Source organism: Atopobium fossor DSM 15642 (genome assembly GCF_000483125.1).
Taxonomy (GTDB): Bacteria; Actinomycetota; Coriobacteriia; order Coriobacteriales; family Atopobiaceae; genus Atopobium; species Atopobium fossor.
Genome location: NZ_KI519553.1, coordinates 947,883 through 963,998, shown reverse-complemented (window position 1 = coordinate 963,998; position 16,116 = coordinate 947,883). Strand labels below are relative to the sequence as shown.

The window sequence follows — 16,116 nt, the reverse complement described above, 5'->3', positions numbered from 1 at the left end:
GCTTACTCCTAGGAATCTGAAGATGGGGATGCAGGTTCAGGCATCTGGGTAAGGAGCTCTACAGCCTGAGGCAAGAGTCCTTCGGGGAGGTTATCCTCAAAGCTGCCATCATCTACTGCTGCAGCAATAGCTGGGTCAATAGGGAGGCGACCTAGAACAGGAATATCATATTCAGCAGCAGTCTCGTCCACATGGCTTTTACCAAAAATTTCAATCTTCTTACCACAGTCAGGACAGGTAGCGTAGCTCATGTTTTCTATCAGACCTAATACGGGAATGTCCATTATTTGTGCCATACGTACAGCTTTGCCTACAATCATGCGTGCCAAATCTTGCGGTGAACTTACAATTACGACGCCTTCAATGGGTAATGATTTAAATACGGTAAGTGCAACATCGCCTGTTCCAGGGGGCATATCTACCAACAGATAGTCTATGCTGCCCCAGCTGGTTTCACTCCAGAACTGACGGATGGCACCTGCCAAAACAGGGCCTCGCCAAATGACGGGGTCAGATTCATTTTTGAGTACCAAGTTGGCGCTCATGACTTTGATGGCATGTTTGGAAACATTAGGCAAAAGGAGGTTCCCAATGCCTGTAGCGTGTTTACCAGACATGCCAAACATCTTAGGGATGGAAGGACCAGTAATGTCTGCATCTAAAATACCCACGCGATAACCTGCACGCATAAGATTGGTTGCCAAAATGCCGGTAACCATAGATTTACCAACGCCACCTTTACCAGACACAATACCAATGACATGCTTTACATGGGATAGGTCATTCTCGGCATACATATCAGATGGCTTGCCATCGCTGCCAGTCATAGTAATGGGATGATCATCTGAGCACTCAGCCATATAGGTTCCTTCCCGTCAGGAGTGCAGCTTTGCACGCGCATTCTTTATCTATAGATTGCATTCTACCCCCAACAAACAACTTCTCCCATGTTTCTTGTAAACAGACCTATTTCCTACCAAAAAGCAGTGATTTGATTGACTAGGAAACACTGTGCAACTATGCACTCTACATGCATAAATTTGTCAGATATGAGGGATTGTTTTTATAAAAGCGGTCATTTTTTGGTTATGATAGAAGAAGTTCGAAGGAGGGGGATAGCGATAACGTTATCTCGAACGAACGAGAGGAGTTCCATGCAATATTCAGCGGAAGTGGAGCACATGTGCCCCGTTGCTAAGGGTGCATACCACGGTCCCGCCCCAATCCCTGAAGAGGGTAAGTGGGTACAGGCCAAGCAAATTGGTGACATTTCGGGTTATACGCACGGCATTGGTTGGTGCGCGCCTCAGCAGGGTGCCTGCAAGCTCAGCTTGAATGTCAAAGACGGTGTTATTGAGGAGGCACTGGTCGAGACAATCGGTTGTTCTGGTATGACTCACTCTGCTGCCATGGCAGCAGAAATTTTGCCTGGCAAAACCATTCTTGAGGCTCTTAACACGGATTTGGTGTGCGATGCAATTAATGTTGCCATGCGCGAGCTGTTCTTGCAGATTGTTTATGGCCGTACCCAGACCGCTTTTTCTGAAGGTGGTCTTCCTGTAGGTACCGGTTTGGATGACCTGGGCAAGGGCCTTCGTTCCATGGTTGGTACTACCTATGGTACCAAGGAGAAAGGTGCCCGCTACCTTGAGCTTACTCAGGGTTACGTAACGCACCTCGCTCTTAACGAGAAGAACGAGATTATTGGTTTTGAGTTCCTTAACCTGGGCAAATTTACCGATGCCCTCAAGAAGGGTGTGGATCCCAAGCAGGCTGTAGACGATGCTATGGGTCGTTATGGTCAGTGGGACAATCCCGCCAAGGTTATCGATCCTCGCGAAGAGTAAGAAGGGAGCAAGAATATGGCAGTTACGTTTGAAGGCTATGAGCGTCGTATTGACACTATTAACAAAGCCTTGGCTGAGTATGGCATTGCTTCCTTGGAAGAGGCAGAGCAGCTTTGCTTGGATAAGGGTTTTAATCCTCGTGAGATTGTAATGGGCGTTCAGTCCATTGCTTTTGAGAATGCCGCTTGGGCATATACTCTGGGTTGTGCAATTGCACTTAAGAAGGCCGAGAAGGGCGAGGTAACCAATGCCTCTGAGGCAGCCTCTGCCATTGGCATTGGTCTACAGGCATTTTGTGTTCCTGGTTCTGTAGCAGATGATCGTAAGGTTGGCTTGGGCCACGGAAATCTAGGTGCCATGCTGTTGGGTGAAGATACCGAGTGCTTTGCTTTCTTAGCTGGTCATGAGTCTTTTGCAGCCGCGGAGGGCGCTATTGGTATTGCCAATAATGCAAATAAGGCTCGCAAGAAGCCCTTGCGCGTTATTCTTAATGGTCTTGGTAAAGATGCTGCGCAGATCATTGCTCGTATTAATGGCTTTACCTACGTAAAGACCCAGTTTGACTACTACACCGGTGAGCTCACGGTTGTAGAGAAAATCGCATATTCCAATGGTCCTCGTGCTGCGGTAAATTGCTACGGTTCTGACGATGTTCGTGAGGGCGTGGCCATTATGTGGGCGGAAAATGTTGATATTTCCATTACGGGTAACTCCACCAATCCTACGCGCTTCCAGCATCCTGTAGCTGGTACCTACAAGAAGGAGCGCTTGGCTGCTGGCAAGAAGTATTTCTCGGTAGCTTCCGGTGGTGGTACCGGTCGTACCTTGCATCCCGATAACATGGGTGCTGGTCCTGCTTCTTATGGCATGACCGACACCATGGGCCGTATGCACTCCGATGCTCAATTTGCTGGTTCTAGCTCGGTACCAGCACATGTAGACATGATGGGTCTTATTGGTATGGGTAATAACCCCATGGTTGGTGCTACGGTTGCATGTGCAGTTGCTATTAATGAAGCAATTGCCTAAAGAAGTTTTTATACATATAGCTTCTTGAAGAGGTGTTGGTTTAAACCAGCACCTCTTTTTACGTTTAACCAAAATTGAGAAACGTGTTGGAAATTAGTAAGACATGGTGGAGTACAATGCGATGTGAAAAATTATGCGCTTCTCTGTGCGTAGCAACACAGTACTATGAGCTCACCATAAAAGGAGTGTTTCATGATCGCGTCAAGGCTTGAGGATTCGCACAAATATCAAGAATATGCCGCTCGTTTTGAGCAGGCTCTTGCATGGTTACGTTCTGCAGATTTGGCTCATTTGGAGTTGGGTGTGCATACGATAGACGGCAATCGTATTACGGCAAATGTCCAGGAATTTACTACTGCTTTGAGTAGTGAGAAAGCCTATGAGGCGCATCGTCGGTATGCAGATATTCACTATGTTGTTTCGGGAGAAGAACTGGTAGGCGTGGCTCATATTAGTGAGGTTAAGCCTTTGCAGGAATTTGATGACCAGGCAGACTTTTGCTTGTATGGTGAGCCAAAATCACGCATTTGGGTGCCACTCCATGCGGGAGAATATGTTATTACCATGCCCGAGGATGCTCACAAACCTGGCTGTGCCTTGGAGAGTCCCAAGCCACTACGAAAAGTGTGTGTAAAGGTTCTTGTAAGCGAGTAATGTTTGCAAAGCAATACTGTTCGATGGGTAGACTAAAGAACTAGCATATGATGCAAGTCATGCGTACTGATGTATGGCTTGTTACGTTCTTTAGTTAGGAAACCAATGTCGTCAGATTCCATTGTTATTCGTGGCGCTCGCGAGCACAATTTACGTGATGTGGATGTTACCATTCCGCGAGATAAACTGGTGGTTATTACTGGTTTGTCTGGTTCGGGTAAATCAAGCCTTGCATTTGATACTATCTATGCAGAAGGCCAACGTCGTTACGTAGAGTCTCTATCCAGCTATGCCCGCATGTTTTTGGGTCAGATGGATAAGCCAGATCTCGATTCTATCGATGGTCTTTCTCCTGCGGTTTCTATTGATCAAAAAACAACAAGCCGCAATCCACGTTCTACTGTGGGTACCGTTACAGAAATCTATGACTATCTTCGTCTATTGTTTGCACGCATAGGAGTGCCTCATTGTCCTGTGTGCGGCCGTATTATTGAACGTCAAACCACCGATCAGGTTGCTGATAAGGTGCTTGTAGCTGGTCAAGGACGTCGTGCACTGGTGCTGGCTCCTGTAGTGTTGGGTCGTAAGGGCGAGTACACCAAGCTCTTTGAAGATCTGCGTGCAGAAGGTTTTTCTCGCGTCCGTATTGATGGAGAAGTGCGTGAGCTTGAAGAGCAAATCAAGCTTGATAAGAAGTTTAAGCACACCATTGAGGTTGTGGTAGACCGTATTGTTATCCGTGAAAACTCACTTGGTCGCATTGCAGAAGCCGTGGAAAATGCTACACGTTTAGCAGCTGGTCGTGTAAGTTTTTATGTGCTTCCAGATCGCGGAGCTCCTGAAGATACAGAAGGTGAGCTGCTAAGTTATTCATTGGCACTTGCCTGTCCCGATCACGGTCATTCAATTGATGATTTACAGCCACGTGATTTTTCTTTTAATGCACCGTATGGTGCCTGTCCCGACTGCGATGGTTTGGGCACTAGACGTACAGTGGATGTAGAAGCACTTATTGAGGACCCCAAGCTATCTGTTTCTGAGGGAGTTTTTGGCTCTATCTTTGGTAACTCAAACTATTATCCGCAGATTTTATCAGCAGTATGTACACATATGGGCGAGAAAGATACGACACCTTGGAAGAAGCTTAAGGCAAAAACCCAGCACGCGTTGCTTGATGGCTTAGGTGAGACAAAAATTCGCGTGGATTATCACACGCGTGATGGTCGTGATACTCATTGGTTTACTAAATTTTCTGGTGTACGCCATATTTTGTTTGAGAAATACCAGGAAACGTCATCAGAAACTATGAAGACGCATCTGGAAAGATACATTACCGAAGCCGTGTGCACTACCTGCCACGGAGCACGTCTTAAGCCGGAGTATCTTGCAGTCACGGTGGGCGATAAGAACATCCAACAGATATGTGACTTTTCTTGTGCAGATGCTCTTGAGTTCTTTGAAAAGCTTACCTTGACCGAGCGTCAACAGCTTATTGGCGCTGCTATCGTACGCGAGATAGTAGCTCGTCTTCGCTTTATGGTAAATGTTGGCTTAGACTATTTAACGCTTAGTCGTGCTGCTTCTACACTTTCTGGTGGAGAAGCTCAGCGTATTCGCTTAGCTACTCAAATTGGCGCAGGCCTTATGGGTGTGCTTTATATTTTGGATGAGCCTTCTATTGGCTTACATCAACGTGACAATGATCGTCTCATTCAAACGCTGCAGCGTTTACGTGATATGGGCAATACTGTGATTGTGGTCGAGCACGATGAGGATACCATTCGTGCAGCAGATTACGTTATTGATATGGGTCCTGGTGCAGGTGAGTTGGGTGGCAAGGTGGTTGCTGCGGGTACACCTCAGCAGATCATGGATAGTCCTCAATCACTCACTGGCGCGTATCTTACGGGTCAGAAGATGATTGCACTGCCAGACAAACGCCGCAATCCTCACCGCGGTGCGCTTAAGATTACAGGGGCTACAGCTAACAACCTTAAGAATGTTTCGGCAAAGATTGAATATGGCACACTTACTGTGGTAACGGGTGTTTCTGGTTCAGGTAAGTCTTCGTTGGTAACAGATACTATCGCTCCGGCGCTTACCAATGACGTACAGCGCTCTAAACGTTCTGTTGGTCCTTATAAAAAGATTACGGGCATTACGGATGCCGAGGGGCATAAGTTAATCGATAAAGTCATTGATATTGATCAGTCTCCCATTGGTCGTACGCCACGCTCTAATCCTGCAACCTATATTGGCTTGTGGGATGATTTGCGTGCACTGTTTGCTTCTACACCAGAGTCTCGTGCCCGTGGATATAGTCCTGGTCGTTTTTCATTTAATGTATCGGGAGGCCGTTGTGAGGCCTGTAAGGGCGATGGCCAAATTAAGATCGAGATGAACTTCTTGCCAGACATTTATGTTCCCTGTGAGGTTTGTCATGGCAAGCGTTATAACCGAGAAACCCTAGAAGTGCTCTATCACGGCAAGTCCATTTCTGATGTGTTGGAAATGACGGTGCATGAAGCGCTGGTGTTCTTTGCTAATATTCCTCGCATCAAGAATAAGTTGCAAACGTTGTATGATGTGGGTTTAGGCTATGTGCACCTGGGTCAACCTGCTACTACGCTTTCTGGCGGAGAAGCTCAGCGTGTAAAGCTTGCTAAGGAACTACATCGTCAACAAACAGGCAAGACCTTTTACATTTTGGATGAGCCTACAACAGGACTGCATTTTGAGGATGTTCGTCAGCTGGTGAGTGTGCTTCAAAAGCTGGTAGATGCTGGTAATACGGTTTTAGTTATTGAGCATAATTTGGATGTCATTAAAATGGCCGATCGCATTTTGGATCTTGGACCTGAAGGTGGTGCCGGTGGCGGTACCATTGTTGGGTATGGCACACCAGAACAAATTGTTAAGATTGAGCAGAGTCAAACAGGTAAATACCTTGCGCCCATCTTGGCGCGTGATCGAGCACGAGCACAGCAGATGACAAAGGAGTAGTTGGTGGCACGCAAGCAAAAGGTTTCCAAAACCAATGCCATGCGCGAGCTGGAACAGGGTGGCGTGGCATATCGCACGCTTTGCTATGACGCAAATAATGAAGATCTTTCTACGGGTGTTGGAGTTCGCATCGCTGAGTTTTTGGGAGAAGATCCTCATGCTGCATTTAAAACCCTTGTTACCACAACTCCATCAGGTAACTGCGTTGTATGTTGCATTCCTGTTGTCTGTGAACTTGATCTTAAAAAAGCAGCTGTAGCGGCGGGCGAGAAGAACTTAGCCATGCTACCCATGAAAGACTTAGAAACCACTACAGGATATGTGCGTGGTGGCTGTTCGCCAGTGGGTATGAAAAAACAATTCCCAACTTTGTTGGATGAGACCGCTCAACTCTTTGATGAGATTGGTATTTCTGGTGGTAAGCGTGGTCTTTCCTTACAGGTGCATCCGGAAAAACTCGCTCACTTTATTCATGCTACCTTTGCAGATATCACCCGAGACGAGGAGTAACATGTACACTCCTAAGCATATGAAGGGTGTGTCTGTACCCAAAAAAGCATCCGTTTCTAACTCAAGCTCAAACTCAACCGCTGGTATTGGTAGGTCTGCAGCATTAATGAGCGGCTTAGTTATTCTCAGTCGAATTACGGGATTTTTTCGCACTTGGGGACAGGCTTATGCGCTGGGTGTAACGCTTGTTTCAAGTGCTTATACCGTTGCTAATAATTTGCCTAATCAGTTATATGAGCTGGTTATGGGTGGCATGCTTATTACGGCATTTTTGCCAGTGTATATGTCGGTTAAAGAGAAAGCTGGTCGAGAAGGCGCAAGTAAGTACGCATCCAATTTGGCATCACTAGTGGTGTTGCTTATGGGTATTGTGGCACTTTTAGGATTTGTTTTTGCAAGTCAAGTTATTTGGACTCAATCCTTTAGTGCTAAGTCGGATTTTGATTTTGACCTTACAACGTTATTCTTTAGATTCTTTGTTATTGAAGTTGTGTTGTATGCGCTTTCTTCTATTTTGTCAGGTATCCTCAACGCAGAGCGTGAGTATTTTTGGAGTAATGCTGCTCCCATCTTTAATAACTTTATTTGTACGGCATCGTTTGTGTTGTATGCTGTGCTGCAAAGCTCTCATCCAAACTTGGCATTACTCTGCCTAGCAATTGGCAATCCTTTGGGTGTAGCTGTGCAGGTAGTAATACAAATCCCAGCATTGCGTAAAATGGGTGTACGCATTCGTCCTTATGTGGATCTTAAAGATCCGAGTATTAAGGAAACCCTCTCCATTGGTATTCCTTCTTTAGTGCTTACAGGATGCAATTTTGTTACCTATTCGGTGCAAACTTCAAGCGTACTGTCTGTTATAGCAACGGGCGCCTCTATCGCATACTATGCTCGTCTGTGGTACACCTTGCCGTATGCTATTTTGGCAATTCCTATTACCACAGCTATGTTTACCGAGCTTTCTGAGGCAGTTGCTCACCATAATATGGATCAATATAAGCGTGGAGTGGCGGCTGGAACGAGTCAGATTTTATTCTTCCTGATTCCTTTTGCCATGTACTTGATTGTGTTTTCTCGTCCGCTTTCCATGTTGCTTGGTGCAGGACGATTTAATCCACAAGATCTTGTTCATGTAGCAGAGTATCTTGCAGCTTTATCGGTAGCACTTCCTTTATATGGTGTATGCACCTACCTACAAAAGGCGTGCTCTTCCTTGCGTAAGATGGGTGTTTTAGCATGGTCGTCTATTGTGGCTAGTGCTATCCAAGTGGCTCAGTGTCTGCTTCTGACCGAGCAGTTTGGTCTTCTCAATGTTGCCTTGAGTTCGCTGGTATTCTTTGTTGTGGTAGATGTTGTAACGTTTTGGAGTCTTCGCAAGCAATTACAGGGTATTGGTCTTACGGGCATTGCACTGTCTTGTGTACGTTCTTTAGTAGTTGGTGCTCTAGGCTCTGCTGTGGGTATGGCAATACTTCTTACTGCTTCTCATATGGGATTTATTACTGGAACTGTATCAGCGCTCATAGTTACTGTAGCAGGAGGTTTGCCTGCACTTTTCCTTACCTTTGGCTTGGCAATTGTGTTTAAGTTCCCAGAAGCACACATGATTCGCACACTTTTAGGTCGTCTTATTCCATCTTTGCGTAGCTCTACGGAGTAAAAATACACCTTTTTACCTGCATTTGATGAGTTTTATTACAATTTGTGTATCTTGTTGGTTACGTAATTGTTTCAAAACGCCTAATGTCGATAAATTCAGCTCGCTTTCGCTTAAAAATGTCACCTACGCACTCACAGAGATAGGGTGCATGACGTTCGAAGGAGGAAGAGATGGATTTTAGTAATGTATCAAGAAGGAATTTCGTCAAACTAGTTGGGGCTTCGAGCGTCATTAGCATTACCGGGTTAGGTCTTGCTGGCTGCTCTGATACTGGCTCTTCTTCTGCAAGTGTGGATGGTGCCTTTAAAATTGGTTCCGTTGGTCCTGTAACGGGTGCTGCTGCTATTTATGGCAATGCTACCAAGGCTGGTGCTCAGATTGCTATCGATGAGATCAATAAAGGTGATGGCGTAAAGTTTGACTTTAACTATCAGGATGACGAGAACGATTCCGAGAAGTCCATCAATGCATATAACAATCTTAAGGACTGGGGTATGCAAATCTTGGCAGGTTGTACTACCACAGCTCCTACCATTGCTGTTACTTCGGAATCCAATGCCGACAACTTGTTTCAGCTCACGCCTTCTGCATCTGCTACCGATGTTATTGGTGGTCAGCCTGATGTAGATGGCAATGTTTCTGTGCAACGCAAGAAGAATGTCTTTCAGATGTGTTTTACAGACCCTAACCAAGGTACCGCTGCAGCAAAGTATGTAAGCGATCAAAGCTTGGGTACCAAAATTGCTGTTATCTACAACAATTCTGATGCATATTCTACGGGTGTATACAAAAAGTTTATGTCTCAAGCCAAGGAGATTGGTTTGACCGTGGTGGCAGAGTCTACATTTACAGATGACTCCGCAACGGATTTCTCGGTACAGCTTAATAAAGCTAAGTCTGCCGAGGCAGATCTTGTATTCTTGCCCATCTATTATCAGCCCGCTTCACTGATTCTTACCCAGGCAAATCAGATGGGATATGCTCCTAAGTTCTTTGGTGTTGACGGTCTGGATGGTTTGCTTACCCTCGAAGGTTTTGACACCTCTTTGGCAGAGGGTGTTATGTTGCTTACGCCCTTTACGGCAGATGCAACAGACGAGAAGACCCAGACCTTTGTAAAGACATACAAAGAGCAGTACGGTGGAATCCCTAATCAGTTTGCTGCCGATGCATATGACTGCATTTACGTTATCAAGCAGGCTATCGAGAAAAGCGGCGTAACAGCCGATATGTCTTTCTCGGATATCTGTGACAAATTGGTTGAAGCTATTACCTCATCCGATTTTAGTTATGATGGCTTGACGGGCACTGGTATGACGTGGTCTGATACCGGTGAGGTTTCCAAGCAGCCTAAGGGTATGGTCATTAAGAACGGCGCTTACGTGGGAATGTAGTTTCACGTAAGAGCCGATGAACAGCGGAGATTGCTCATGAGCAGTCTCCGCTTCTTGTAAGGCGCGATTATATGTGCCGCGCATGTATTTGTTTATATGAAAAGAGCTGCACATCTAAGGCAGCCTCTGTGGTGAAAGGAGTGCGGGATGGGATTTATCTCCAACCTGGTAAATGGAATCTCGTTGGGCAGCATTTACGCCATCATCGCGCTGGGCTACACCATGGTTTATGGCATTGCTAAAATGCTTAACTTCGCTCATGGCGATGTAATCATGGTTGGCGGATATACCAGTTATTGTGCTATGGCATATCTGGGGCTTAACCCTCTTATTGCCGTGCTTATTTCTATTGTAGTTTGTACCTTGTTAGGAATAGTGGTCGAGAAACTCGCATATAAACCATTGCGTAATGCACCATCACTTGATGTACTTATTACGGCAATTGGTGTGAGCTATTTACTGCAGAATATGGCTTTGATTGTCTGGAAGTCTGATCCTAAGTCGTTTATATCGGTTATTGACCTGCCGTCTGTTAGTCTTTTTGGTGGTCAGTTAGTAATCAGCGCCGTCTCCATTGTGACGGTTTTGGCCAATATTTTTATCATGCTGGGTTTAACCTTCTTTACTACTCGCACCAAAATGGGCAAGGCCATGCGTGCGGTGTCTGAGGATAAAGCAGCAGCGCAACTTATGGGCATCAATGTAAACTCGACCATTTCTATGGTATTTGCAATTGGCTCTGGCTTGGCTGCTATTGCAGGCGTTTTACTATGTTCTGCCTATCCCACGCTTATGCCAACTACAGGCCAGATGCCTGGTATTAAGGCTTTTGTTGCTGCCGTTTTAGGTGGCATTGGTTCTATTCCTGGTGCCATGTTGGGTGGTATTCTTCTGGGCATTATCGAAATTTTTGCTAAGGCTTACATCTCTACGCAGCTTTCCGACGCCGTTGTATTTGCTGTTTTGATTATTGTTCTGCTGGTTAAGCCCGCTGGCCTTCTGGGCAAGACAATTCATGAGAAGGTGTAGCGCATGAGTTTTTTCAAAAAGATGTCCCGTACGGGCAAGGATAATCTGCTTACGTACGCACTGGTGGTCATTGCTTTCTTTGTGGTACAGGGTTTAATTTCTTCAAGGGCAATTTCACATTCGTTGGCGGGCATGATGGTACCCATCTGCGCCTACATTGTCATGGCGGTATCTCTTAATCTTGTAGTGGGTATTTCTGGTGAGTTGAGCTTGGGACACGCCGGTTTTATGAGTGTGGGTGCCTTTTGTGGTGTAGTTGTTATGGCTGCGCTTTCTGGTGCCGTGGCCAGTCCTATAGTACGTCTGGTTATTGCCATTGTTGTAGCTGGTATGTTGGCTGCGCTTACGGGCGTTCTTATTGGTATTCCAGTTATGCGCTTGCATGGTGACTACTTGGCCATCGTTACGCTTGCGTTTGGCGAGATTATCAAGAATGTGCTCAACAATTTATATGTAGGCATGGATAAGGCCGGTCTGCACTTCTCAATGCAATCTACCAAAGCGCTTGGTATGGAGGGCGGCACTATTTTGATTAATGGTCCGCAAGGTGCCGCAGGTATTACTAAGGCATCTACTTTTGTGATGGGCTTTTTGCTGGTGTTGTTTTGTTTGATGGTAGTGCTCAATCTTAAGAACTCTCGTTCTGGACGTGCCATCATGTCTGTGCGCGATAACCGCATTGCTGCAGAATCTGTTGGCATTAACGTTACCAAGTATCGCCTCATGGCATTTGTAGTTTCTGCTGCTTTGGCTGGTATGGCTGGAGCGCTGTATGCCATGAACTTCTCGTCCATTGTGCCAAAGAAGTTTGACTTTAACCTTTCCATCATGATTTTGGTTTTTGTTGTTTTGGGAGGTATGGGTAAGATCCGTGGCTCTATTATTGCTGCTACTTTGCTCACAGTGTTGCCTGAAGCACTTCGCTCACTGTCTGATTATCGCCTGTTGATGTATGCCGTTGTTCTTATTGCCACCATGCTTATTGGCAATAATGAGCATCTTAAGAATTGGTTTTATCAATTGCGCGATAAGGTACTTCATAAGGGTGAAGACGAAATAGCTGTTTGCACTGCGAAAGGGGGCGATTTACATGGCTAATAAACGTCGTGTACACACCAAAATGGTTCCTTTTCCATCGGACAGTATTGTCCCTGAGCGTGATTTATATGCAACTCCTGCACTGGAATGTCGCCATCTAGGTATTGATTTTGGTGGCTTGCATGCAGTTGATGATTTTAACTTGACCGTTGGCAAGACAGAGATTGCTGGTCTTATTGGACCTAACGGCGCTGGTAAAACAACCGTTTTTAATCTGCTTACTAAGGTGTATCAGCCAACACGTGGTACTGTTTTATTGGATGGTACAGATACGGCTGGTATGGGCCCTGCAAAGGCATCTCAGCTAGGTATTGCGCGTACGTTTCAGAATATTCGTTTGTTCTCAACCATGACGGTTGAGGAGAACGTCATGGTTGGTTTGCATAATCAGGTTAAGAGCGGCATGCTCTCCGGGATTTTTCGCTTGCCTCAACATTGGCTGTCTGAGCGCGATTTTCATACCAAAGCCAAGGAGTTACTTGGCATTTTTGACATGCAGAATATGGCAAATGTACCTGCAGGTTCCTTACCTTATGGAGCTCAGCGTCGTTTAGAGATTGTGCGTGCCTTGGCAACCAATCCTAAGGTACTTTTGCTTGATGAGCCTGCTGCTGGTATGAACCCCTCAGAGACTTCTGAGCTTATGGACAACATTTTGGCTATTCGTGATCGCTTTCAGATTGCCGTTATGCTTATTGAGCATGACATGGATCTGGTTATGGGTATTTGCGAGGGTATTGTTGTTTTGAGCTATGGCAAGATTATTGCCAAGGGTACACCAGAAGAAATTCAGAATAATCCTCAAGTTATTGAAGCTTATTTAGGCAAGCAAGAGGAGGTGTAAGTGCTATGGCAATGTTAGAAGTTAAAGATGTACAGGTGTACTATGGCTCAATTCATGCCGTAAAAGGAATTTCCTTTACGGTTGAGGAGGGGGAAATTGTAACCCTTATTGGTGCTAATGGTGCAGGCAAATCTACTACGCTTAATACTGTGGCTGGTCTACTTCACCCTCGCTTAGGATCTATTGAGTTTGAGGGAGAATCTTTAGTTGGCATTCCAACACATAAACTTACGCCTCGGGGTATGGCTCTGTGCCCTGAAGGTCGTCATGTATTTACACAGATGAGCGTCAAAGAAAATCTTGAGATGGGTGCCTTTACTCGAGATGATGCAGAAGCACAGGATACGCTTAAGATGATTTATGAGCGTTTTCCACGCTTGCGAGAGCGTCTACATCAATTTGCGGGCACACTTTCGGGTGGTGAACAGCAAATGCTAGCAATGGGGCGTGCACTTATGTCAAAACCCAAGCTGCTTATGTTGGATGAGCCTTCTATGGGTTTGGCACCATTGCTGGTTAAAGAAATCTTTGACATTATTAAGAGCCTCAATGAGCAGGGTACAACCATCTTATTGGTAGAGCAAAATGCTCAAATGGCATTATCTATTGCTCATCGTGCGTACGTATTAGAGACCGGTCGTGTCTCTATGAGCGGCGATGCGGATGAGCTTTTGCATGATAAACGTGTACAACAGGCATATCTGGGCGGTTAATGAGCCAAACTCTAATTTTTTATTGTGATATAGTGCAGTTGTATTAAAAAGGGTGGGTTTAACCACCCTTTTTAGCTGCTACAGGAGCTGCTGCACTTGCGGTAGCGGTAAAGCGTAAGGATGTATAAAACAAATTTATACATCAATCGAAAGTAACGCCTATGCAAGCACGTATTTTATTAGCAGATGATGATGCGCATATCCGTGAGGTTGTATCCGTCTTACTAACCAGTGAGGGTTATGACGTGCAGACTGCAGCGGATGGCAATGAGGCGCTTCAACTCTTTAAAAATGTGCAAACAAACGCTTGTTACGACGAAGCGCACAACCAACCATACGCGTTCTTTGACCTCATCATTCTTGATGTCCTTATGCCAGGATTGTCTGGTCTTGAGGTGTGTAAGTACATACGGGAGCAGTCAAATACCCCTGTTTTATTTCTTACGGCACGCTCACAAGATGCCGATAAGGTCCGTGGTTTTACCGTGGGTGGCGATGATTATCTTCCTAAACCCTTCTCGGCAGTTGAAATGTTGGCGCGTGTAAAAGCACTCTTGCGTCGGTACCATCGTTATGGTGGCTCACCAATACAAGAGAATCGAACAAAGCTTATGGTGGGGGATATAACGATTGATGTAAGCGGTCGTCGCATTTTTGGTCCTGCTGGTGCCATTGCGTTAACAGACTTTGAGTTTTCGGTTTTGTTATTGCTGGCTCAAAATAAAGATAAGATTTTCTCTGCTCGCGAGATATATGAAGCGGTTTGGAATGAACCATTTTTGGAGCAGTCCGCTAATAACGTTATGGTACATATAAGAAATTTGCGGCGGAAACTAGGTGATAATCCTCAGAACCCGCGCTATATCCGTACTGTTTGGGGAAGGGGCTACACCATTGGCTAAAGATCCAATCCAGATGCAGCGTCATTCTCTTTTTACAAAACTGACTGAGCGTTTTTCACCACATGCTGGCAGCGGCTTGGGCTGGCGTTTAGTGGGTTATGCAACTATAGCTTTGCTTTTTGGTATTGTCACCTATGTTGTGGTGTATGCACTTGCTTCACACGCATTTGATGCGTATTTTTCACGTGAATGTGTGTATTGTCAGCGACTTGAGTCTGATGCACAGACACTCCAAAGCTATGTAAACGAGAAGAACATTTCTGTTTCCGATAAGAAAGCCTTGGATGCGTGGGTTGAGGATGCTGGATATGTGGCTTTGCAGATATATCGCGATGGCATGACGCTGTATGACTCAAGTATGAGTACCGATATATCGTCACTTAATATTTCGAGTGGTGATATGGCAAAGTGGCAAAGGAGTTATCCTATTGTTTTTGCTGATGGAGAGGCCTCAGCGGTATTTTTTGACAATATTGGTGCACAAGGACGCTTTGTTGCCACAATTATCTCAATTGTGTTGGGTTTTGTGGTGTGCATAATCACTTTACTGGTACTTATGCGTCGTATCGTACGGTATATTCGTTTGCTTGATTATGAATTGAGTCTTCTTGAGGGCGGAGAACTCGATCATGCCATAAGTGTTAAAGGTAATGATGAGCTAGGAAGTTTAGCGCAAAGTATTGATGATATGCGTTTAGCAATACGCCAACGTTTTGTTGAAGAGGAACGTTTGCGCAATCGGGAGTATAAGCTTGTGACCGAGATGTCACATGACTTGCGTTCGCCACTTACAGCTTTGATTGGGTATCTCGATATCTTAAGCTTGGGAAAGTGTACTAACAAGCAGGACGCTCAGCGTTATTTGCAAAGTAGTCGCGAGAAGGCCTATCAAATCAAAGAACTTTCTGATGACTTGTTTGATTATGTGTTAAAGCAGCATATTGGTGATATGGATAGCTCTTGTTCTGCCCAGGTACCTATCGAGAAAAACCAGACAGAACAACAGTCATGTTACGAGTTTCTTCCAAAGGTTTTGGATGAAGGAATCCTTGAACTTACGAGTGCGGGATTTCAGATTGAATATAAAGAATTGCCTGTTACTTGCACAAAGGGCGTGCACGTTAACCAAAGGATACTGCGCCGAGCATTTTCCAATCTTTTCTCAAATGTGATCCAGCATGCTAATCGTACGGCTCCGGTTTGCATACAGTGTTCCTGTTTGGAGACTGCTGCTGTGGTATCAATAACAAATACCCCTGCACCTGAGATTGAAAATACTGCAGGAACAGGACTGGGAGTTGCTACTGCCATGCAGCTTTTCTCGTCTTGTGGTTGGGAACTGGTAGTTTCACAGGATGTAGAGCACTATAGTGCTATAGTTACTATTCCTTTTACAGCCGTTGTTTAAATAACTATTTCTGAAGAATCCTGAA

General features: G+C 45.3%; 14 protein-coding genes. 13 read left to right on the top strand and 1 reads right to left on the bottom strand.

Annotated elements, in window-relative coordinates; translation table 11 throughout:
• Positions 1-8: 8 nt before the first annotated feature.
• Complete coding sequence (locus tag G469_RS08720; RefSeq protein ID WP_035425446.1) at positions 9-860, bottom strand: Mrp/NBP35 family ATP-binding protein; 852 nt, start codon at positions 858-860, stop codon at positions 9-11.
• 294 nt (positions 861-1,154) lie between these two features.
• Here G469_RS08720 and G469_RS0107260 point away from each other — a divergent pair, with 294 nt between their 5' ends.
• The 13 genes from G469_RS0107260 (at position 1,155) to G469_RS08715 (ending at position 16,091) form a co-directional block, all read left to right on the top strand.
• Positions 1,155-1,847 carry an iron-sulfur cluster assembly scaffold protein gene (locus G469_RS0107260; protein ID WP_028264489.1) on the top strand — a complete coding sequence of 231 codons (693 nt, stop codon included), beginning with the start codon at positions 1,155-1,157 and terminating at the stop codon, positions 1,845-1,847.
• Between the two features lie 15 nt (positions 1,848-1,862).
• Positions 1,863-2,876, top strand: coding sequence for a GGGtGRT protein (locus tag G469_RS0107255; RefSeq protein WP_028264488.1), 1,014 nt, complete (start codon positions 1,863-1,865; stop codon positions 2,874-2,876).
• Between the two features lie 192 nt (positions 2,877-3,068).
• On the top strand, positions 3,069-3,530 hold the full coding sequence (locus tag G469_RS0107250) for a YhcH/YjgK/YiaL family protein (RefSeq protein WP_028264487.1): 462 nt from the start codon (positions 3,069-3,071) through the stop codon (positions 3,528-3,530).
• A 105-nt stretch (positions 3,531-3,635) separates the two neighbouring features.
• A complete protein-coding gene (gene uvrA, locus G469_RS0107245; protein ID WP_028264486.1) occupies positions 3,636-6,533 on the top strand; it encodes an excinuclease ABC subunit UvrA in 2,898 nt (965 codons plus the stop codon).
• 3 nt (positions 6,534-6,536) lie between these two features.
• Positions 6,537-7,043, top strand: coding sequence for a Cys-tRNA(Pro) deacylase (gene ybaK, locus G469_RS0107240; RefSeq protein WP_028264485.1), 507 nt, complete (start codon positions 6,537-6,539; stop codon positions 7,041-7,043).
• Position 7,044: 1 nt separating this feature from the next.
• Positions 7,045-8,703, top strand: coding sequence for a murein biosynthesis integral membrane protein MurJ (gene murJ / locus G469_RS0107235; RefSeq protein ID WP_084522339.1), 1,659 nt, complete (start codon positions 7,045-7,047; stop codon positions 8,701-8,703).
• A 170-nt stretch (positions 8,704-8,873) separates the two neighbouring features.
• On the top strand, positions 8,874-10,097 hold the full coding sequence (locus G469_RS0107230; RefSeq protein ID WP_028264483.1) for an ABC transporter substrate-binding protein: 1,224 nt from the start codon (positions 8,874-8,876) through the stop codon (positions 10,095-10,097).
• A gap of 147 nt (positions 10,098-10,244) precedes the next feature.
• The gene (locus G469_RS0107225; protein ID WP_028264482.1) at positions 10,245-11,126 is read left to right on the top strand and encodes a branched-chain amino acid ABC transporter permease; all 882 of its coding nucleotides are present in this window, start codon (positions 10,245-10,247) and stop codon (positions 11,124-11,126) included.
• A gap of 3 nt (positions 11,127-11,129) precedes the next feature.
• A complete protein-coding gene (locus tag G469_RS0107220; RefSeq protein WP_028264481.1) occupies positions 11,130-12,224 on the top strand; it encodes a branched-chain amino acid ABC transporter permease in 1,095 nt (364 codons plus the stop codon).
• Positions 12,217-13,068: an ABC transporter ATP-binding protein gene (locus G469_RS0107215; protein WP_028264480.1), complete on the top strand. Its 852-nt coding sequence runs from the start codon at positions 12,217-12,219 to the stop codon at positions 13,066-13,068. The genes G469_RS0107220 and G469_RS0107215 overlap by 8 nt, the downstream gene beginning before the upstream one ends.
• 5 nt (positions 13,069-13,073) lie before the next feature.
• Positions 13,074-13,781: an ABC transporter ATP-binding protein gene (locus tag G469_RS0107210; RefSeq protein WP_028264479.1), complete on the top strand. Its 708-nt coding sequence runs from the start codon at positions 13,074-13,076 to the stop codon at positions 13,779-13,781.
• A gap of 161 nt (positions 13,782-13,942) precedes the next feature.
• Entirely contained in the window at positions 13,943-14,683 is a 741-nt protein-coding gene (locus tag G469_RS0107205; RefSeq protein ID WP_028264478.1) for a response regulator transcription factor, read from the top strand.
• Positions 14,676-16,091, top strand: a complete 1,416-nt coding sequence (locus G469_RS08715) for a sensor histidine kinase (protein WP_051353824.1) — start codon at positions 14,676-14,678, stop codon at positions 16,089-16,091. The genes G469_RS0107205 and G469_RS08715 overlap by 8 nt, the downstream gene beginning before the upstream one ends.
• Positions 16,092-16,116: the final 25 nt, after the last annotated feature.